The organism is Rhodopirellula maiorica SM1 (assembly GCF_000346295.1).
In the GTDB taxonomy this organism is placed as follows: domain Bacteria; phylum Planctomycetota; class Planctomycetia; order Pirellulales; family Pirellulaceae; genus Novipirellula; species Novipirellula maiorica.
Genome location: NZ_ANOG01001098.1, coordinates 1 through 17,668 on the forward strand (window position 1 = coordinate 1; position 17,668 = coordinate 17,668).

Below are 17,668 nucleotides of genomic sequence, written 5' to 3' on the forward strand. Positions count from 1 at the left end.
CAACTACGGTCCGATGATTCGTTTCAATCGCTACGAAGACACGGCAACCGAAAGCAATGCAACGCTACGTCAATTGTCGGGGTTGGAAATTCGTGGCGGTACGTTGACCACTGAAAGCGTGTGGGACGATACCGACATTGTTCACATGTTGTTTGATGGGTTGACGGTCGAGAATTTCCACAGCTCCGGTGGCTTGCGATTGCTAAGCCGCGTGGACGAAAGTCTGGTTGTAAAATTGACCGGTGCGGGGACGGCCAACAGTGCAACACTGGGTACCGGATTTACCGCCACCGGTTCAGTGGGTGACATCGAAGATCGCATTGGCGGTGCAATTCACATCATCGGTCAACCGGGGGCGCCGGTCGTTTTGACAAGCCTTCAAGACGACACCGTGGGTGCAGGACTTAAGCCTGATGGATCGCAGTTCACCGATACCAACGGTGATGGTATCCAATCACGACCCGAGTCAAATGATTGGCGAAGCGTTTTCCTAGACCAATACAGCAACGACCGTAACGTCGATGTGATCACCGAGTTCGAATTGCCAACCGAAGTGGCGCCGGGACTCAACGGAGCGATTGAGAACGCTCAGTTGCTCGGCGAACTGGCTCCGAATCTGTTTTCCGGTGACGAAAATCTGCGACACGGATTCGAGGTCGAAGGTTATCTCAGCAGCGAAACCGATATCGATACCTATACCTTTACCGGTACTCCGGGGACCGAAATCTGGGTCGACATCGACCGCACGACCTACACACTCGATTCGGTGATCGAGTTGCTTGACGAAAATGGTCAAGTGTTGGCGCGAAGCGACAACTCGTTCGAAGAGACTTCGGGTGATGCATCGGTGGTCGTGCTCGATTCGAGCTTGGCCAGCAGCACGACGTCCTTGCAAGCCGCAGCTGAAGAGTACACCGAGCGTGGTGCGGGCGGTTTGTATGAAGATTTCGGTTCAACGAATCCACGCGACGCCGGCATTCACTTTACGCTGCCTGGTAATTCCGCCAACCCATCGGCGCGAAGTGTGTTCTTCTTCCGCATTCGCAGTGCGTCGGTCAATCCCGACGACATGCAGGGCGGTTTGACCTACGGTGGTTATCGTTTCCAAGTGCGTTTGACCGAGGAACAAGAGTTCCCAGGAAGCGTGGTTCGCTATACCGACATTCGCTACGCCAACAACGGTATCCATACTCGCGGATTGCCTAGTTCGTCACCGTTAGTCGGTGAAGCGGGTGAAAACGAAGGCGTCAATTTCTTCAACGCCAGCAACGACCGAATCGATACGTCGCCTGGTTTGTTCAGCGACAACACACCGCTTGGCCAACGCCCTCAGAACATTGGCAACTTGGTCGGCAACAAGAACGGCGTGATCAGTGTCGCCGGATCGCTGAGCAGTACGTTTGATGTCGATTTCTATCAATTCGACGTCGACTACAGCGTTGGCGACGGTTCGTTGCTGCGATCGACCGTGTTCGATATTGACTATGCCGATGGGTTCAACCGTCCCAACACCACGGTCAGCGTTTTCTATGACCCGGATGGCGAGCAAGGCATTCAATTGCCACGTTTGGTGTTGTTCGGCGAAGACGCAAATATTCTGGACGATTTGACAAGTCCTAATGGCGAAAATTCATCGCTCGAAAAACTGCTGCGTGGTTCGATTGGAAACGGCGATGCCTTTATCGGTCCGGTTTCGTTGCCTGAGGGTTCGTATTACGTCGCGGTTACTGCCGATGGAACGTTGCCGCTTGAATTGACCGACAACGATTTGGTGCGTCGCGAGCCGATCAACTCGGTGCATCGAATCGTCGAAGATCGCGTCAATTTTGCGACACCAAGCACCGCAACGCAGGCCGATTTGATCCAATTGTTCTCGGATGCAACGATCGCGGCTGGTGGTTTTGTCGAGGAGATTGAATCGAATCCTGGGCACGGTAAACCGACCCACTTTGATGGTTCCAATGGGGTCACATCGACAGGGGCGCCGCGGATTCCAGAATTCGTGGTTGCCGGTGGCGACGCGCCCAACAATGTCGGCGCAGGGAATGCAGCCGACCTTGACGCACTTGATTTCTCGTTGATCGATGACTCGGAAATTGGCGGTCGATTCATTGGCAGCCAATTCTCGGGTGGCGTTTCGGAAAACACCTCGGTGTACATTCCTCACGTTTCGATCGCCGGGAACCTGCAATCCGATTTGGCGGACTTTTACCAGTTCACGCTCAATGACGATGGCCATCGCGTGATTATCGATTTGGACAATGGCTACAATCCGTTCCAAGGAGTCGATGATAACGATCCGCTCACGCCAACGTTCGATTTTGATCCCACCAGCGTCGATGCCGACTTTGTTCTATTGCGGCTCGATCCGGCAAACCCAGGCCAGCTGCAGTTCGTTCCAGGCACGGGGCGTATCAACACGTCCAGCGCCGACGATGGGCGATTGGGCAGTGCACCGGGCGACAATGGCGGGGCCAGCTTGGACCCGTTCATTGACATGACCCTCAACGCGGGCACCTACTTCATTGGTGTGTTGCCGACGAACACGACGTTTGCGTTCAACAATAATGGCGGAACGACGCTAACGAACGATGCGATTAGTAACAACGCACAAACCTATACGCTGCATGTTTCGATCGAAGACCATGTGCTGCCTTTGGGAACGGGCGTCAATACGGCGCTGCATTATGACCGTTTGACCAATTCGAACCCGGGAACGATCACGAGCGAACCGTTCAGTTTGGCAGGCTACGTCGCCGCAGATTTGCCGACGTTCTACTACACCTACAATTTTGACCCCTCCTCGGGCGACTCCGTTTCGCTACGAATCTTCAGTGCCGACGATCCTGCGGGCGTTACGACAAATGCGACACCGAATTCGGATGCGGCATGGTACCAAAATCGTATTTCGCTCGAACAGTTCGCTGGCCACACTGACATTCAGTTCGAATTTACCTACACGCCAAATGGCGGAGGCACGGTAATTGGCACCGGCGAAGGTCTGTATCTGGATGACTTTATCGTCGGCTTTGCCGAGCGTGGCGAAACCATTTTCAACGCCCGCAGCGGCGAAGATCGCTTCACTGGATTTGGTTCCGGTGAATCGGGCGAGTATCAATTAGAGATGCGTCCGGGAACTCAGTACGCCACGCCAACCACCTCGGGCACCCTACTCAATCTCGATTTCGACACCAACGATCGTCACAGTGAAACGATCACGATCGTCGCTCCGGCCGGAGACCAGATTGTCGATGGTGACACGTTCATCATCAGCGATGGAAGTGTCAGCCAGACGTTTGAATTCACCACGACCGCTGGGACCGTTCGCTTTGGCAACACGCCGGTTCTGTTTTCCGCTAGCGATGACCCGAGTGACGTCGCCCAATCAATGCGCACTGCGATTCGGACTCAGACGCGAATCAGTGTCGAGGCTTCCTCGGCCGCGGGCCAAGACACCAACGGCATGACCGATGGCCGCTTGGCGTTGGTCGGAGCACGCGGAGGGTCGTTTGTCGGTGTCGACAACGTCAACCAAGTACCTCCTGCGGGAACACGTTTGGATTTGGATGCCGATGGTAATTTGGAATTGCCGGTGATTTTCAATCAAGGCATTGGGGACTTCAATTACGAACGTCGTCAAAGTCAATTGGTGATCCAGAACAATACAATCAGCGACGTCCATGCGATCGGAATTTGGAGTGAGCCTGGATTGCGTGATACCGATCCTGAAGACGTTCGCCAGGATCCACGCTTTGGAAACTTTGATCCGTTTAACCCGGGCATCATCACTCAGCCGCATCCGTTTATGCAGCAACCGCCGGTTGGCAATCCGCAACCTGGAGTGGCTCGAAATCTGCCGACGCTTAATGACGAAGTGATTGGCGGTTTGATGCCAGGGGTTGTGGTTCGCAACAACACGATTGACCAAGCCGGTTACACCGGAATCAAAGTCGAAGGCGAAACGCGTCCGTGGATGATCGAAATCGGTGACGGCGATGACGTTGCCGACGGCGTGACCATGGCGATCGACTCGGGTGGAACGCGTGTTGTGTTCGAATTCGAAGACATTGGCGGTACACCGACAACTGCCAGCGGATCCGGCGTGCAGGGTGGTGACGGCGTCGCCGATGGACACGTGCCAATTTATTATCGTCGGACGCACGCGTCGAACTTGACCTACAACGGCCGGGCCGGTGCTAATGCCTACACGTCCATCGAAATGGCGACTGCGATAATGCAGGCAATCCAAGGTAGCATTTTGGTCACCAATGATGCTGCGGAATTGGTCACGCCGTATGTCGGTCCATCCTTGTTGACCGATGACGAATTTGCCAATGCGAACGCTCGTGTGCCGATGGACTTCACCACGGCTGCGGTCTATCTAACCGGCGTCAGCAATATCTATATTTCGACACGGGTAGCAGAAACGCCGCGTGTGGCAAATATCACCACGACATTGGCGCCGGTAGCGGAACCAATGCAGCCGTTCGCACGGATCGTGAATAACACCATCTATGGTGCCGACGGTACCGAAGGATTGTTCCCTGAATCGGCCGATCGCGAATCTGACGACACGATCGATACCGCGATTGATACCAAGATCGGACGCAGCCATGTCGGCGCCTATTCGGACACCGGAACGATCGGCGACAACAGTGGCCCAATCGGCGCCGCTGGCGACGTCGACTTCTACCGAGTCGAAATGGAAGTTGGCGATCGCTTGATCGTCGATATCGATACCAGCAATGCGCTCGATACCGTACTACAAGTATTCGACGCAGGCGGAGTGGCGCAGACGTTGGCCAATGGTTTGACCGTGATAGACAACGCCACCGCACCAAGCTATCTGAACCCTGGTTCCACGGTGGCCAATCCGACTAACGATGGCGTCAACAACCGCGACCCGTTTGTGGACTTCACCGCGTTGTCGACGGGAACGTACTACATCGCTGTCAGCAGCAAGGGCAACGAATCGTTCGATCCTGCGGATTTGTCCGGCCGAGAACTCGGTACCGGTGGAACGGGCGATTACACGATCTCGATCGAGAACTACACGGCTCGCGGGTTCGTGATGAGCATCAACAACGGAGCCATCAACGATGGTGGCGGGGTTCGCGGTGCCGATTTGGTCGGAACCACGTTTACGGTGACCCAGATTCCAGACGTGCCGAACGCGGCGACCAACCAAGTCACGTTCACGTTCTCGAACAATGGCGGCGTCGGCAATGTTGTGGTGGCGGACGGCGATCACATGCCTGACATCATTAGTGCGATCAGCACGGCGATCAACAATCATCCGTTGTTGGTCAACCACTCTCAAGGCAACGGGCCAGGCGGCGTCAATGGTCCTATCCAGCACGCGTTCGCTCTGGCACTGGGCGGCAGTGACGGTGACAATGGTGGCGTCGAAAACTTGACGTTGCGTCAACCCGGCCCGCTACTGCTCGATACGTTGGGATCCAGTTCGGGATTGGCTCCCGTCTTGAACGAAAAGGGAGCGACGCTTTGGAACAGCAACGATCTGGATGAATTGCCAGAACGTAACCAGTTGCCTGGTAACCGCATGACACATGCTTTGGCTGGTAACGCGACGGATTTCCAAGCAGGCTACGGCCACAACCGATTGTCGACACCCGGAAATGGCACAACCGAGCTGTACGTGGTGATCGATAACCTTGCCAAGATCGAACTCAGTAGCGAAGCGCAGGCGGCTGGTTTGACTCTCGACCCGGTTGCCGGGCGTGATACCGATCAAGTGCTCAACGAAACGGGGGTCATGATCGCGGGCGGATCAAGTCCTGCGATTTTGAACAACGTGTTTGTCAATCTGCACGAAAGCGTCGTCATCGAAGAGACGAACTCGCTCGGTTTTGGACGTACGACGAATTCGCATCCTAAACCGATGACTCAGGATACGGTTGTCGTCGGCTCGGTGTTCCAATTTGATCAGCCTAACCAAACGGCATTCAACAGTCAGATGTCGTTTATCTCCAATGCGACTGGCATCACTACGGGGCCAAATGAGCCAAGCAATCTGAACGGTGGCACCGACGACTTTAATGTCACGTTGGGCAACTTTGATCCATCGCTCGAGTATGCGGCCGGAAACAACTTCCTGCCGATCGGAGACTCGCTGCTGGTCGATTCGTCAGTCAATTCGTTGACCGATCGGGACACGTTCAAGGCACTCAAGGCGTCGGTGGGCATCCCTGAGAGCAACGTGCTGGCACCGATTCGTGATGTCAACGGCATCTTGCGAGCGGACAACCCCTTCTTTCAACCACCGGGAACCGTTGGTGAGTCGATCTTCCGTGATCGCGGCTCCAACGAGCTTGCGGACTTTGTCGGCCCTGTCGCGATTGCCGAGATCCCCCGCGACAACGATGCCGAAGGACTTGATTCGGATCCCGCGGTTAGCTTCATCAATTTGACCGGAGGCACTTACAAAGAATTCCGTATCCAATTGCGTGACAACGGCGATGCCTCGGATCCATTCCCAGGTATCGGTATCGATGACAACACCGTCGTCGTCCCCGAAATTGAGGGGCTTCGCCCGAGCGGTGCGAATGTGACGCTATTCGAAGATGATCGTTTGCTCGAAGAAGGCATCGATTACATCTTTAGCTATGACGTGACGAAAAACCTGATCACGTTGACGCCATTGGCGGGAATTTGGCAGGACGATCGGTCCTACCGCATTGCACTAAATAATCGCGACCGTACGGTGCTATCGGCACCAGAGGGACGAAGTCTAGCTGACGGGGACCAGATCACGATCACCGACGCCAACGGCGGCGACATCGTGTTCGAATTCGAAACCGGTTATCAGTTGCAGCTGCCGGAAACGATTTCGTTGATCGTGCCTCAAGTGGGCACTAATTTCGGTGGGATCAGTGACGGAGATATCTTCCAAATTAATGATGGCGTCAATCCGGTCGTTGTGTTCGAACTTGATAGCGACGGAGCCCAGCTGCCTAGCAGCGTCGTGGTTCCATTGCCATCGGAACGACCGCCAACCGATCCGGCCGAGCTGCGTACATTCCTGAATGGGATTGCGTTGAACATCCAAGCCGCCATCGATGCGGAAGTAGCTGCGGGCCGGTTGAATGTGGAAACCAAGGTCGATCCGCTTAACGACGTTAATGGTGATCCGATCACCGACCCGAACAATGATCCTTTCCGCGTGGTGATTGGTGCCGAACCAGGGACCACCGCGACCACCAGCGGAAGCGGGTTGCTGCAAGACGTGCGAACGCTTGCCCTACGCGTCCCCGAAGTCGGTTCCGCATTCGGCGGTGTCGTCGACGGTGACACCTTTGTCGTCAATGACGGCACGCAAGCGATCACGTTTGAGTTCGAGATCAACGGTGGTCTAGTCGACCCTGCGAACACGGCAGTGGCGATTGCCAACGATTTGACTGCGAACCAAGTTGCTGTGGCGATTCAGCAAGCGATTCTGGCTTCGTCATTGCGATTGAATCCTCGTGTCGACGCGGACTCGGTTTACTTGAACCTGCCGATCGATGGTTCTGCGAACGTTCCCTTTGGCCAACTGACGTTGGTGGGACTCAGCCGTACACCGACCGATGGCGACTTGATTACGTTCTCGCCAAACAATGGTGCCGATCCGATCAGCATCGAAATCAATCGGACCGATGAGCCTAGCCCTGTACTCGGCACCACGATTGACGATGGCGTGACGGTTCCGAACATTCCAGTGAACATCACGCGTTTGACCACGGCGAGTGAATTGGCAGAACAAATCGTCGCGGCGATCAAGTCGACCAAGGTGAATGGCGTCGACCGCATCGTCGGGTTGGACACGGATCAGGTGACCGTGATCGACGGCAGCCAAGTATCGATCGGTGGTGAACAAGGGCTCGGCGTCGGTGTAACCGGCACTTCGCTTGAAGTTGTCGGAAGCCCAGATGTCACCGGTGCCTCGACGATCGAAGTGTTTGGACCGTTGCTCTTGAACTTGCCGCTGGTTGGCGGTGGTGGTTTCCAAGACGGCAGCGTGCTGATTTTGCGAGACAACCTCGGCAACGATGTGGTTTTCGAGTTCAACCTGATCAACACTCAGCAAAGTGTTGCCAACGCGATTCCGGTGACGTTCAACACCTTTGATACAGTCGACATTTTGGCCGATACCTTGGTGGCGGCGATCAATGGTTCGACGGCTGGCATTACGGCCCAGAATTTGTTGAACGGCCGCATCTCGCTAGGACGAATTGCTGCGGACCGCGTCGATTTGGACGGGATTCCAGCCGATCCGGCCATCCCCGGTTCGGGCTCGCCTGGCGTTTCGCAAATCGCGATCCGCCGTGGGATTGTCAGCGACGGCGAAGTGCTCACGCTGCGTCAAGGCACCGTGTCGGTTTCGTTCGAATTTGAATCGGTCAACAATGGTGGTGGCGTCGTTCCTGGAAACATCGCGATCCCATTCCAACCGACCAGCACGATTGGGGATATTGCGGTTTCTTTGGCTGCGGCCATCAATAACAACCGCGGGGAACTGCGAGTGACCGCGACTGCTGACTTGGACATGTTCGGCGAACCAACGGGAACGGTTTCGCTTGACGATTTGCCGGGCACCGTCGTGGACGCCACGCAAGCTCCGACGTTGAATGTGATCGGGGTTCCGGGCGGAGCGATTGCGATTCCGATCGAACCCAATTTCACGGCCGAGCAAATCAAGACGGCTCTGGTACAAGCCATCAATGGAGTCAATCAACCGGGCGAACCGGCGTTGACTAGTCTCGTTGCCGAAGACCGTGGCGGAGGAACCTTCTTTGTCGAGAACGGGCAAATCTTCCAAGGCCCGATTTCGACGTTCTTCTTGCCTGGCATCAAGGACGAAGTCGGCAATTCGTTGGAACCGAACCGCGCGGATCAAACCACTCAGTTCACCATCTTGATGCCCACCGTGGGACTCGATTTTGGCGATGCTCCGGATCCGGTTAGCGGTGTCGCGGGTCGTTACCCGACCACGCTTGCCAACGATGGACCTCGCCACGTCGTGGGCGACGAAATCATGTTGGGAACCAAGGTGGACGTCGATGTCGATGGAATCCCTGGTGCTGCGGCCCTTGGTGACAACGAAACGATTTCGGCTTCGACCACCGGCAGCCTGTTTACGCTGAGCATCGTTAATGGTCGTGTCGATGTCACGGTAGATGCTTCCGTTGACGCCTCGACGCGTGACGGTGACACAATCACGATCGATACCGGGGTGGATATCGTCACCCTCGAATTCGATACAAACGGTCGCTTTGACGAAGACCACTTTGCAATTCGAGCGACGACGAACACGCCTGAGGCGATCGCCGAAGCGATTGAGGATGCGATCCAAGAGAGCCCACTTCGTCCGGCCGCTGTGTCGGTTGACGGGTCTGTCGTCACGATCGATGGGAATGACGAAGACGGAGTCGACTTTGTCAGTGAGCTGAACCCCAACGGAATTCTTAATCGCAGTGTCGGCGTGACTCGCGTTGATGGAAACGGGGATCTGATCCTCGATGACAATGGCGACGTCGCAATCTTTTTGCCGATCAAGGTCACGGGAACCGGGGTATTGGATGCCTGGATCGATTTTGCCGCCGATGGCGATTTCACCGATGTCGGTGACCAGATCATCAGTGGAGCGATCCTCAACGGCGAAGAACAAACGTTCTACATTCCGTTCCCGTCCAATGCACCCGATCCAGTCACGGCAACGGATACCTATGCTCGGTTCCGCGTGTCGCGTACCGGTGGACTGCAGCCAACCGGTTTGGCGCTGAGCGGCGAAGTCGAAGATTATCGATTGCGTTTGCTACCTGGGTCAGCACCGTCGGTGGGTGACCAACAAGCCAATCGCACTTACACGGTCGAAGAGAATCGTCCGCTGCAAGTTCTCGACAGCACCGGATCCGTAACGCCTTCGAATACGGGCGACGACGGTATCTTGGTGGGCGTGGTCGATGCGGATGGTGACGACGTTGAAATCTATGCTCCGGACGTTCGCCAGGAAACGCTGTTTGTCAGCGGGGTTGAAGCCGGTGATTTGGATCTCCGTAGCGATGGAACGTTCACGTTCGTGCCGGCACAGGATTTCAACGGGCAAGTCACGTTCAGCGCTCGGGTGACCGACGTGAAACCGCTTAATCCAGCCAGCGAATTGCTCAGTGCTCGGCCGATCTTGGTGACCATCAACGTCACGCCTGTGAACAATCCACCCGTGCTGATTGGCACGAATCCTGGTGCATCGGTGCGTATCAACGAGGACACGGTCACGACGTTTACCAAGGCTCAATTGATTGATCCGTTCTACAGCCCAGGCCCGGCGAACGAGGCGAATCAGCCGTTGGTTTTCCAATCGGTTGGTAGCGTGCGTGGACCATTCTTGTCGTCGCTCGGTGGGATCATTGCGATCTCGAACGACCAACAAAGTTTGATCTACACGCCGCCGGTGGATTACAACGGAAGCCAAGCCGATACGTTCACCTACGTTGTCGCCGACGTTCCCGGAGCGGGACAAACGCCGGAGACCGCAGCGGTTCCCGGGGTGGTCACGATCTCGTTTGATGCGGTCAACGATCCGCCACGCTTGATCAATGACACCTACACGGCGCAGGAAGATCAAGTGTTGATCATTCCGCTGCGTTCGACCGACAACCGAGGCATCCTGGACAATGATGCCGCGGGACCAGTGGATGAAGTCAATCCACCGCAAAGCCAAACGATTAGCTTGGTGACTGCTGACTTCCCGCAGCAAACATTCCGCGGTGGCAACGTGGTGCTCGAAAATGGAAGTTTGCGTTATACCCCGCCAACCCAGTTCAGCGGTGTTGACCAGTTCAACTATTCCGTCGTCGATAGTTTAGGAGCCACATCATCGGCGCTTGTGATTATCAACGTGGGCGGTCAGAACGATGCACCTCAGTTCATCGGGATCAATGGAAATCCCAACGAAACCTCGTTGACGTTTGACGAAAGCAAAGACGACGCGAGAACGTTGCAGTTCGATCTTTCGACGTGGTTTAGCGACCCCGAGAATGACGAGATCAGCTATACCGTTACGTCGTCCAACACGTCCATCGTCGACGCGAGTGCCTTGGCCGATACGTTGATCTTGGAACTTCCTCCGTTTGCGTTTGGCAACGCGACGTTAAGCATCACCGCGGTCGATACCAGTGGTGCGACCGTGGTTACGCAGATTCCAGTGACGGTCAACGACACGCCAGATCCACCAACCTTGGTGGGCACGTTTAATCCGCTTAGCGGCGTCGAAGACCAATTGGTGACTGCGACGTTGTCGACTGTGTTTGCCGATCCCGATGGTGAGCCGCTGAACTATTCGGTTGCTCGGATTGGCAATATCACGAATCCGACCGCGGCCCAAATTGCCCAGAACGCGTTGGTTCAATCGGTTAATTTCGTCAATGGCGAAATGCAAATCCAATTGAAGCCAAACCAATCGGGCAGTGTCGAGCTTGAAGTTGCCGCGACCGACGGCAGTTTCCGAATCAGCGATGCGTTCACGTTGACGGTCGCCGCGACCCCAGACGCTCCGGTCGCCAGCAACGATGGTTACAACGTGCCGGTGGGAGCTCAGTTGCAGGTGCTCAATCCTGCGGACGGTTTGTTGGGTAATGACGTCGATGCGGATGGCGATTCGTTGTCGATCGATCTCAATTCGGTAACGCCGACAAGTCCTGATTTCACGCTCAATGCCGATGGAACGTTTACGTTCAAGGCGAGCTCGGGCACTGTCGGTGACACGTTCACGTTCTCGTACAACGTGGTCGATTCGACGGGACTCGTTAGCAACACGGCGACCGTCACCTTTACGTTGAACCAATCGCGTTACCAGAACCCGATCGCTTCGCTGGTGACCGACGTGAATGCGGACGGAGCCATCTCGGCACTCGATGCACTGCGGATCATCAACCTGTTGAATCAACGGTTGACAGGTTCATCGTCATCGTTGCCGGTCGAGAGCATTGGCAGCCCACCGCCGGACTACGTTGACGTCAGCGGTGACGGTTTCGTGTCGGCGTTTGACGCACTGTTGGTGATCAACGCCTTGGAACTTCGCGGCAGCCAACCAATTGGCCAAGGTGAAGCGGTTGCCGAAGGTGAATTTGCGGTGCAATCGAACGCAATGACCACCGACGCCAACCTTGCTGCCTCCGTCTCGTATGCTTCGTCATCGGCTGCTAATTTGCCCGTTCGTAACGCGGTCGCTGTGGCGGCCGAGGGCGAATCGGTGACATCGTCGGTCGATCCACGCGACGCGATTTTGCAAGCCGGATTCGAAATTGGCCGCTCGGTCGTCGAAAACGTTGTTGATCAGTTCGGGGATTCCGATGCGGCAGCCGCATCGTCGGATTCTTCGAGCGTCGATTTGGCGATCACTTCGCTGCTAGAAGATTCCTTTATTGATGGAGATTTGCAGTGAGTCGCTCTCTAAGAAATCAGGCTGGCCGAATCGTCAGCCGTGTTGCCGCACTGCTGACCCGAGATTCGGTTAGAACGGTGGTAGTGGGCGGCAAATCCCATCGGAGGAAAGCTGAGAACGCAAACGCTATCTCTGCTTTGCTCTTGAGACTAGCCTTGCGATCATCCCCATTCCGCTTTGACCGCCCTGTGGTCGCCGCGGTTGAGCCTTAGTAAACACGTCGTGATTCCGTTTAGCCGTCCAAGCGTGACCCCGCTTGACGTAGACCCCGGCTAGACGCCACGCATTTCAGTTTTATTTTTTTCACGACTGTCCCAATATTCCTTTCAATACGATCCCTCGAGGTTCGGGCGAACATGACTCAGCGACGAAACTTTCGCAAATCCTCCCCGCTGTCGAAAAACACTTCACGTCGTTTGCATCACGAGACGCTTGAGCGTCGCGAGTTGTTGGCTGCTGAAATTGGAATGGTGGGTCAGAGCGATACCAAGGCCCTGGTGTCCTTGGCTCAAACGTCCGGTGATCTGGCGACCTGTGATCCGGTTGCCTCGTTCGCAGCGAACTCATCGGCCTCGTCGCAAGCCGGGGGCGATTCTGCGGCTTCCGGGGAGTGGTTCGCTTCGGAAAGCTCGCTACAAGTACTTGATTCAAGTGGTACTCAGATTGCTGTGGGCAGCTCGCTGAGCACCTCATCCCACGCACACCCCATCTTTGCTGAGGGCACGCCCGACGACTTGGTCGAAGAATGGGAAAACCGACTGGGTGGTTCGCACAGCAGCAATGGGATCAATGTCCCTGGAGCCCGCTGGAGCACCGCGGCCAGCGGAACGAGTGCCATGATCGGGGATTCGATCACGTTGACGTGGAGCATCGTGCCCGACGGAACCCCCACCTCGGGTACCAATACCCCCGGTGCGACGAGCAACTTGATCGCCTTTCTTGATGGAATCTACGGCGGTGGCGGCAATACCGTTGCCGAGCGTCCTTGGTTTCCGTTGATTCAAAAGGCGTATGACAGTTGGAGTGCGCTGAGCGGAGTCGAGTTTGTCTACGAGCCCAATGATGATGGGCTCGCACAAGGTGGTTCCGCCGTCGGCGAACTCGGAGTTCGTGGTGATTTTCGTGTCGCCGGTTCGTTGATCGATGGTGACTTTGGTGTTCTGGCCTTTAACTATTTCCCAGGGGGTGGTGGGGTCGCGGGCGATATGGTCATCGATACCGCAGACGTCTTCTATCAAAACAATTCCAATGGAGCGGCCGGCGACAATCTTGCATTGTACAACGTGTTGATGCACGAGATCGGTCATGGGTTGGGGCTCGGGCATGTTCAGCCCATCGAACAGTCAAAATTGATGGAACCGATTATCAGTACTCGTTTCCGTGGGGCGCAGCATGACGATATTCTCGCGGTTCAGAGTCTGTATGGCGATCGGTTCATCGACAACGACGTTGCCGCCAATGCGATTGACATCGGTGTCGTCGGCACAACGCCGCTCAGGGTGGATAACGTTTCGTTGGACCGAGACAGTGATATCGATTGGTACAGCTTTGACGCAGCGGCCGATTCCGTCCTCACCGTCATCCTTGCCCCCGATGGCCAGCTGTACGATATCGGACCCGACGGAGGTTCGGTTCGACCGTTTGATTCCACTCAGCTGAGCGATCTGCGATTCGAGTTATACGGACCCGATGGATCGCTAATCGAAAGTGTGGACTCGGGACTGTTGGGACGGCCGGAATTCATTTCGGGCGTGCGATTGAGCGAAGCGGGAACCTACAAGATCGGCGTGTTCGGCCGCTCGGTCTATGGACCGACGCTCGATGACGTGACCGAATCGCAGCTCTATTCACTTACGGTCAGTCCCAGCAATATTTCGGATCCTCGACTGATTGCGGTAGCGCCCAACGGCAGCGATTTGTTCGATCTCGATCCTGCGGATCAACCCAACGCAAACGTTCGTCAAACCTCGCCGACCGAATTGTTGTTGACCTTTGGTGGGATCGACTCGATCGATTCGACGACGCTCGATGCGATCGAAGTCTATTACAGCGAAACGGGTAATTTTGATGCCAATTCGCAATTGGTCCCCATTGGCTATCGCGGCCTCGAGGCCGACGGACACAACGTCACGCTGCGGTTTGCAGAAAACCTAAGCGATGGTTTCTACCAGCTGTCGATTACAAACGATTTGACCAGTGTCGCGGGAGCCTCATTCCTGCCGACCAACCCGCAATCGGTTCCTGGTGACCCAACGAAGGTGCGAGATGTCATTGGATTCGAACTTGAATTAGGCGGCAAAGTCATCGCCGTGGTTCCGCAGCCGATTGATAACGGCGTTTCACGCCCTGATCAAATCGATGTTTACTTTGACGACCTCGATTTGTTCCGTGGTGGCTCCACGGTCGATAACCCCGCGTTTTACCAATTGATCAATACGCAGGGGACCGTTACGAGCGAAGACGATGTGGTGATTCCTGTTGCCGCTGTGGCCAAGGTGGATGCCGAGCGAAAAGTCACGCTGACCTTCGACGACAATCTCGACACGTATGTCAGTGGGGGAAGTACGCTGCGATTGCGGATTGGTGACAGCACCAATTTGAGTGCAATCAGTGTAACCGAGCATACGGTTGCCAATACCATCGCAACCGATCCGGGGTTGACCGCGGCCAATGCGAATACCATTCCGGTGGCGTTAACAGGCAGTTGGTCGACCGTGGTCGTGGGGCAAGAAATCCGCAACACGACCGCCAGCGGGATTGTACCGTTGGTCGATAATGCGGGTGGCATTCAAGAGCCTGGTCATCGCGATATCGAAGTCGAAGACCATTATCTGTTTCCTGGCGACCGTGATTTCGACAACTCGATCTCGGCGATTCCCTACACGTTCTTGCACAACACGTCCTACGGAACCAGCAGTAGCGGCAGGGCGTTGTTCACCGATATCACCGCGGACCAAGAAGAGCGTTTCCGCGAAGTGCTCGAACTATATGAGTCGATGTTGGGAATCGACTTTTACGAGACGGAAGCGACCGGTTTGGCTTTGATCGTCGGTGACCTCAGTACCGCTGATCCAACGATTACCAGCGGCGTCGGCGGCGTGTTGGGACTGGGCGGCCCGGGGCGTGTCACGATGGACTCGCTCGATTTCCAGAATCAGGCATCCAATCGATTTGGCGGATCATTCTTTGAAACCGCCTTGCACGAAGTCGGCCACGCAATCGGTCTGGGACATACTTACGATTTGCCGCCAGGAACAATCCAAGGAGCCGAAAACGAGTATCCCGACTCCGATCGGCCCGGTCCGTTCGTTCCGGAGTGGGCATTCCCAGGCGACAACGATCTGGTCCACGGGTTGTACCTGCATCAACAAGAATCGCTTGATGTCGATTTGTACCGCGTCAATGTGACGGAGACGGGAGTGCTGAAGGCACAAACGTTCGCGCAGCGACTTTCCGACTCCAGCATGTTGGACACTCGATTGTCGTTATTTCGCCAAGTGGGCGGAAATCTCGAGTTGATCTCTAGCAACGAAGACTACTTTGGCAGCGATTCGTTTTTGGAGTTTGCCGTCACACCGGGAACCTACTTTGTCGGCGTCGCAGCCGAAGGGAACGACGCATACGACCCCAATTCGGGCGTTTCGTCGGCGGGCGGTGCAAGCGAAGGCAAGTACGAACTACGCGTCGATTTCAGTTCGGATGTCGGCTTGGCAATCACCGATGCAGGCGGCAGCGAATTGGACGGTGATCGCGACGGTACCGCCGGCGGGAATTATGATTTCTGGTTCAAACCATCCGGCGCCAATACCGTCTATGTTAATAAATCATCGGGTGCGGGAAGCGGATTATTAGGATCACAATCGAATCCGTTCGACAACATTCCCGACGCGCTTGCCGCCGCCAATGCGTTGGTCGATGGCGGTGCCGAGGATGTCGTGGTGCGGTTGTTGCCCAATGGCGGTGCCGATGCAAACATCAGCACACCGCTTGACAATGTGGCGTATGAAATTGGTCACATCGATGCACTAAGCCAAACGCTTGACGATGGTCGCAATCTCGTTCTGCCTGGTGGAATCCAGCTCGTGATCGACGCCGGGGTGGTGATGAAGTTCTTGGACAGCCGAATTTCGGTTGGCAGTGATGACGACGGCGTCGATCGCAGTCAAAGTTCAATCCAAGTTCAGGGCAAACCTGATTTGCCGGTCTACTTCACCAGCTATAACGACCGCACGTTGGGAAGTAACAGCAATCCGCTACTGACCGTGGAACCCGCCTCAGGCAATTGGGGTGGGATCGAAATCCGCAACGATGTCGATCGGCTGCAAGGACGCAGCGATGCAGAGCGACAAGGCATCTTTGACAACTACATCAACCACGCTCAGTTCACGTTTGGCGGTGGCGAGGTTTCGACGATCAATCGGGTGATCGATCCAATCCATTTGTCAGAAGCACGCGCGGAAGTTTCCTACAATGTGATCGAGGAAAATGCGCGAGCCATTTCGGCCGATCCGAATACCTTCGCGGTCACGACCTTCACGGAGCCACGGTTCCAGAAACAATCGATTTCGGGCTCTGGATTTGCGACCGACTACGACCGAGTTGGTCCAAGCATCCATGGCAACTTGATCACCAACAATGCGACCAATGGGCTGTTCGTTCGTATCGATACACCGACCGGCGGTTCGCTCGAGCAATTGGTCGTTCCCGCCCGTTTTGATGATACCGACATTGTCCACGTGCTCGGTGAAAACTTGTTGCTCGATGGATCGCCAGGTGGATTGTTCGAGGAATCGACCCGGCCGAGCCCAATTATTGGCTTGGCCAAACAGCCGGGTGCCGGCGCGCTGGCGAGTGGCGATTATCAGTACAGCTACACCTACATCGACGCCTATGGATTCGAAAGCCCCGGTTCGCTTGCCCAATCGGTAGCGAGCGTTGCGGCGGGCAGTGCAATCAAGTTGTCCAATATCCCACCGGCGACCGGCAATTACGTCGGACGAATTCTGTATCGCAGCTACAACGGCGGTCCATTCCAGAAGGTCGCCGAGTTGGACAAATCCTCGCGTGATTACACCGATACCTTGGCTGCCCCTGCCCCTGCGGCACCGACATTGGACATCAGCATCGCGACCGTGCGTCAAGGCCGCTTGGACGCCAGCTTGGTGATTGATCCAGGAATGATCATCAAGAACCAGGGCGCGCGAATTGAACTCGGGTTCGGCACGA

2 protein-coding genes are annotated in these 17,668 nt (G+C 55.6%); both read left to right on the forward strand.

The features are described 5' to 3' along the window. The first annotated feature begins 13 nt into the window (after window positions 1-13). Window positions 14-12,442, forward strand: coding sequence for a tandem-95 repeat protein (locus RMSM_RS35455; protein ID WP_008709320.1), 12,429 nt, complete (start codon window positions 14-16; stop codon window positions 12,440-12,442). A gap of 356 nt (window positions 12,443-12,798) precedes the next feature. Further along, window positions 12,799-17,668, forward strand: a 4,870-nt coding sequence (locus RMSM_RS35460; protein ID WP_040771298.1) for a matrixin family metalloprotease, incomplete at its 3' end; no start/stop codon positions are given.

Bases quoted from the DNA above. Each gene is read 5' to 3' on its own strand.
- RMSM_RS35455 (WP_008709320.1), top strand. From the start codon at position 14: ATGATTCGTTTCAATCGCTACGAAGACACGGCAACCGAAAGCAATGCA.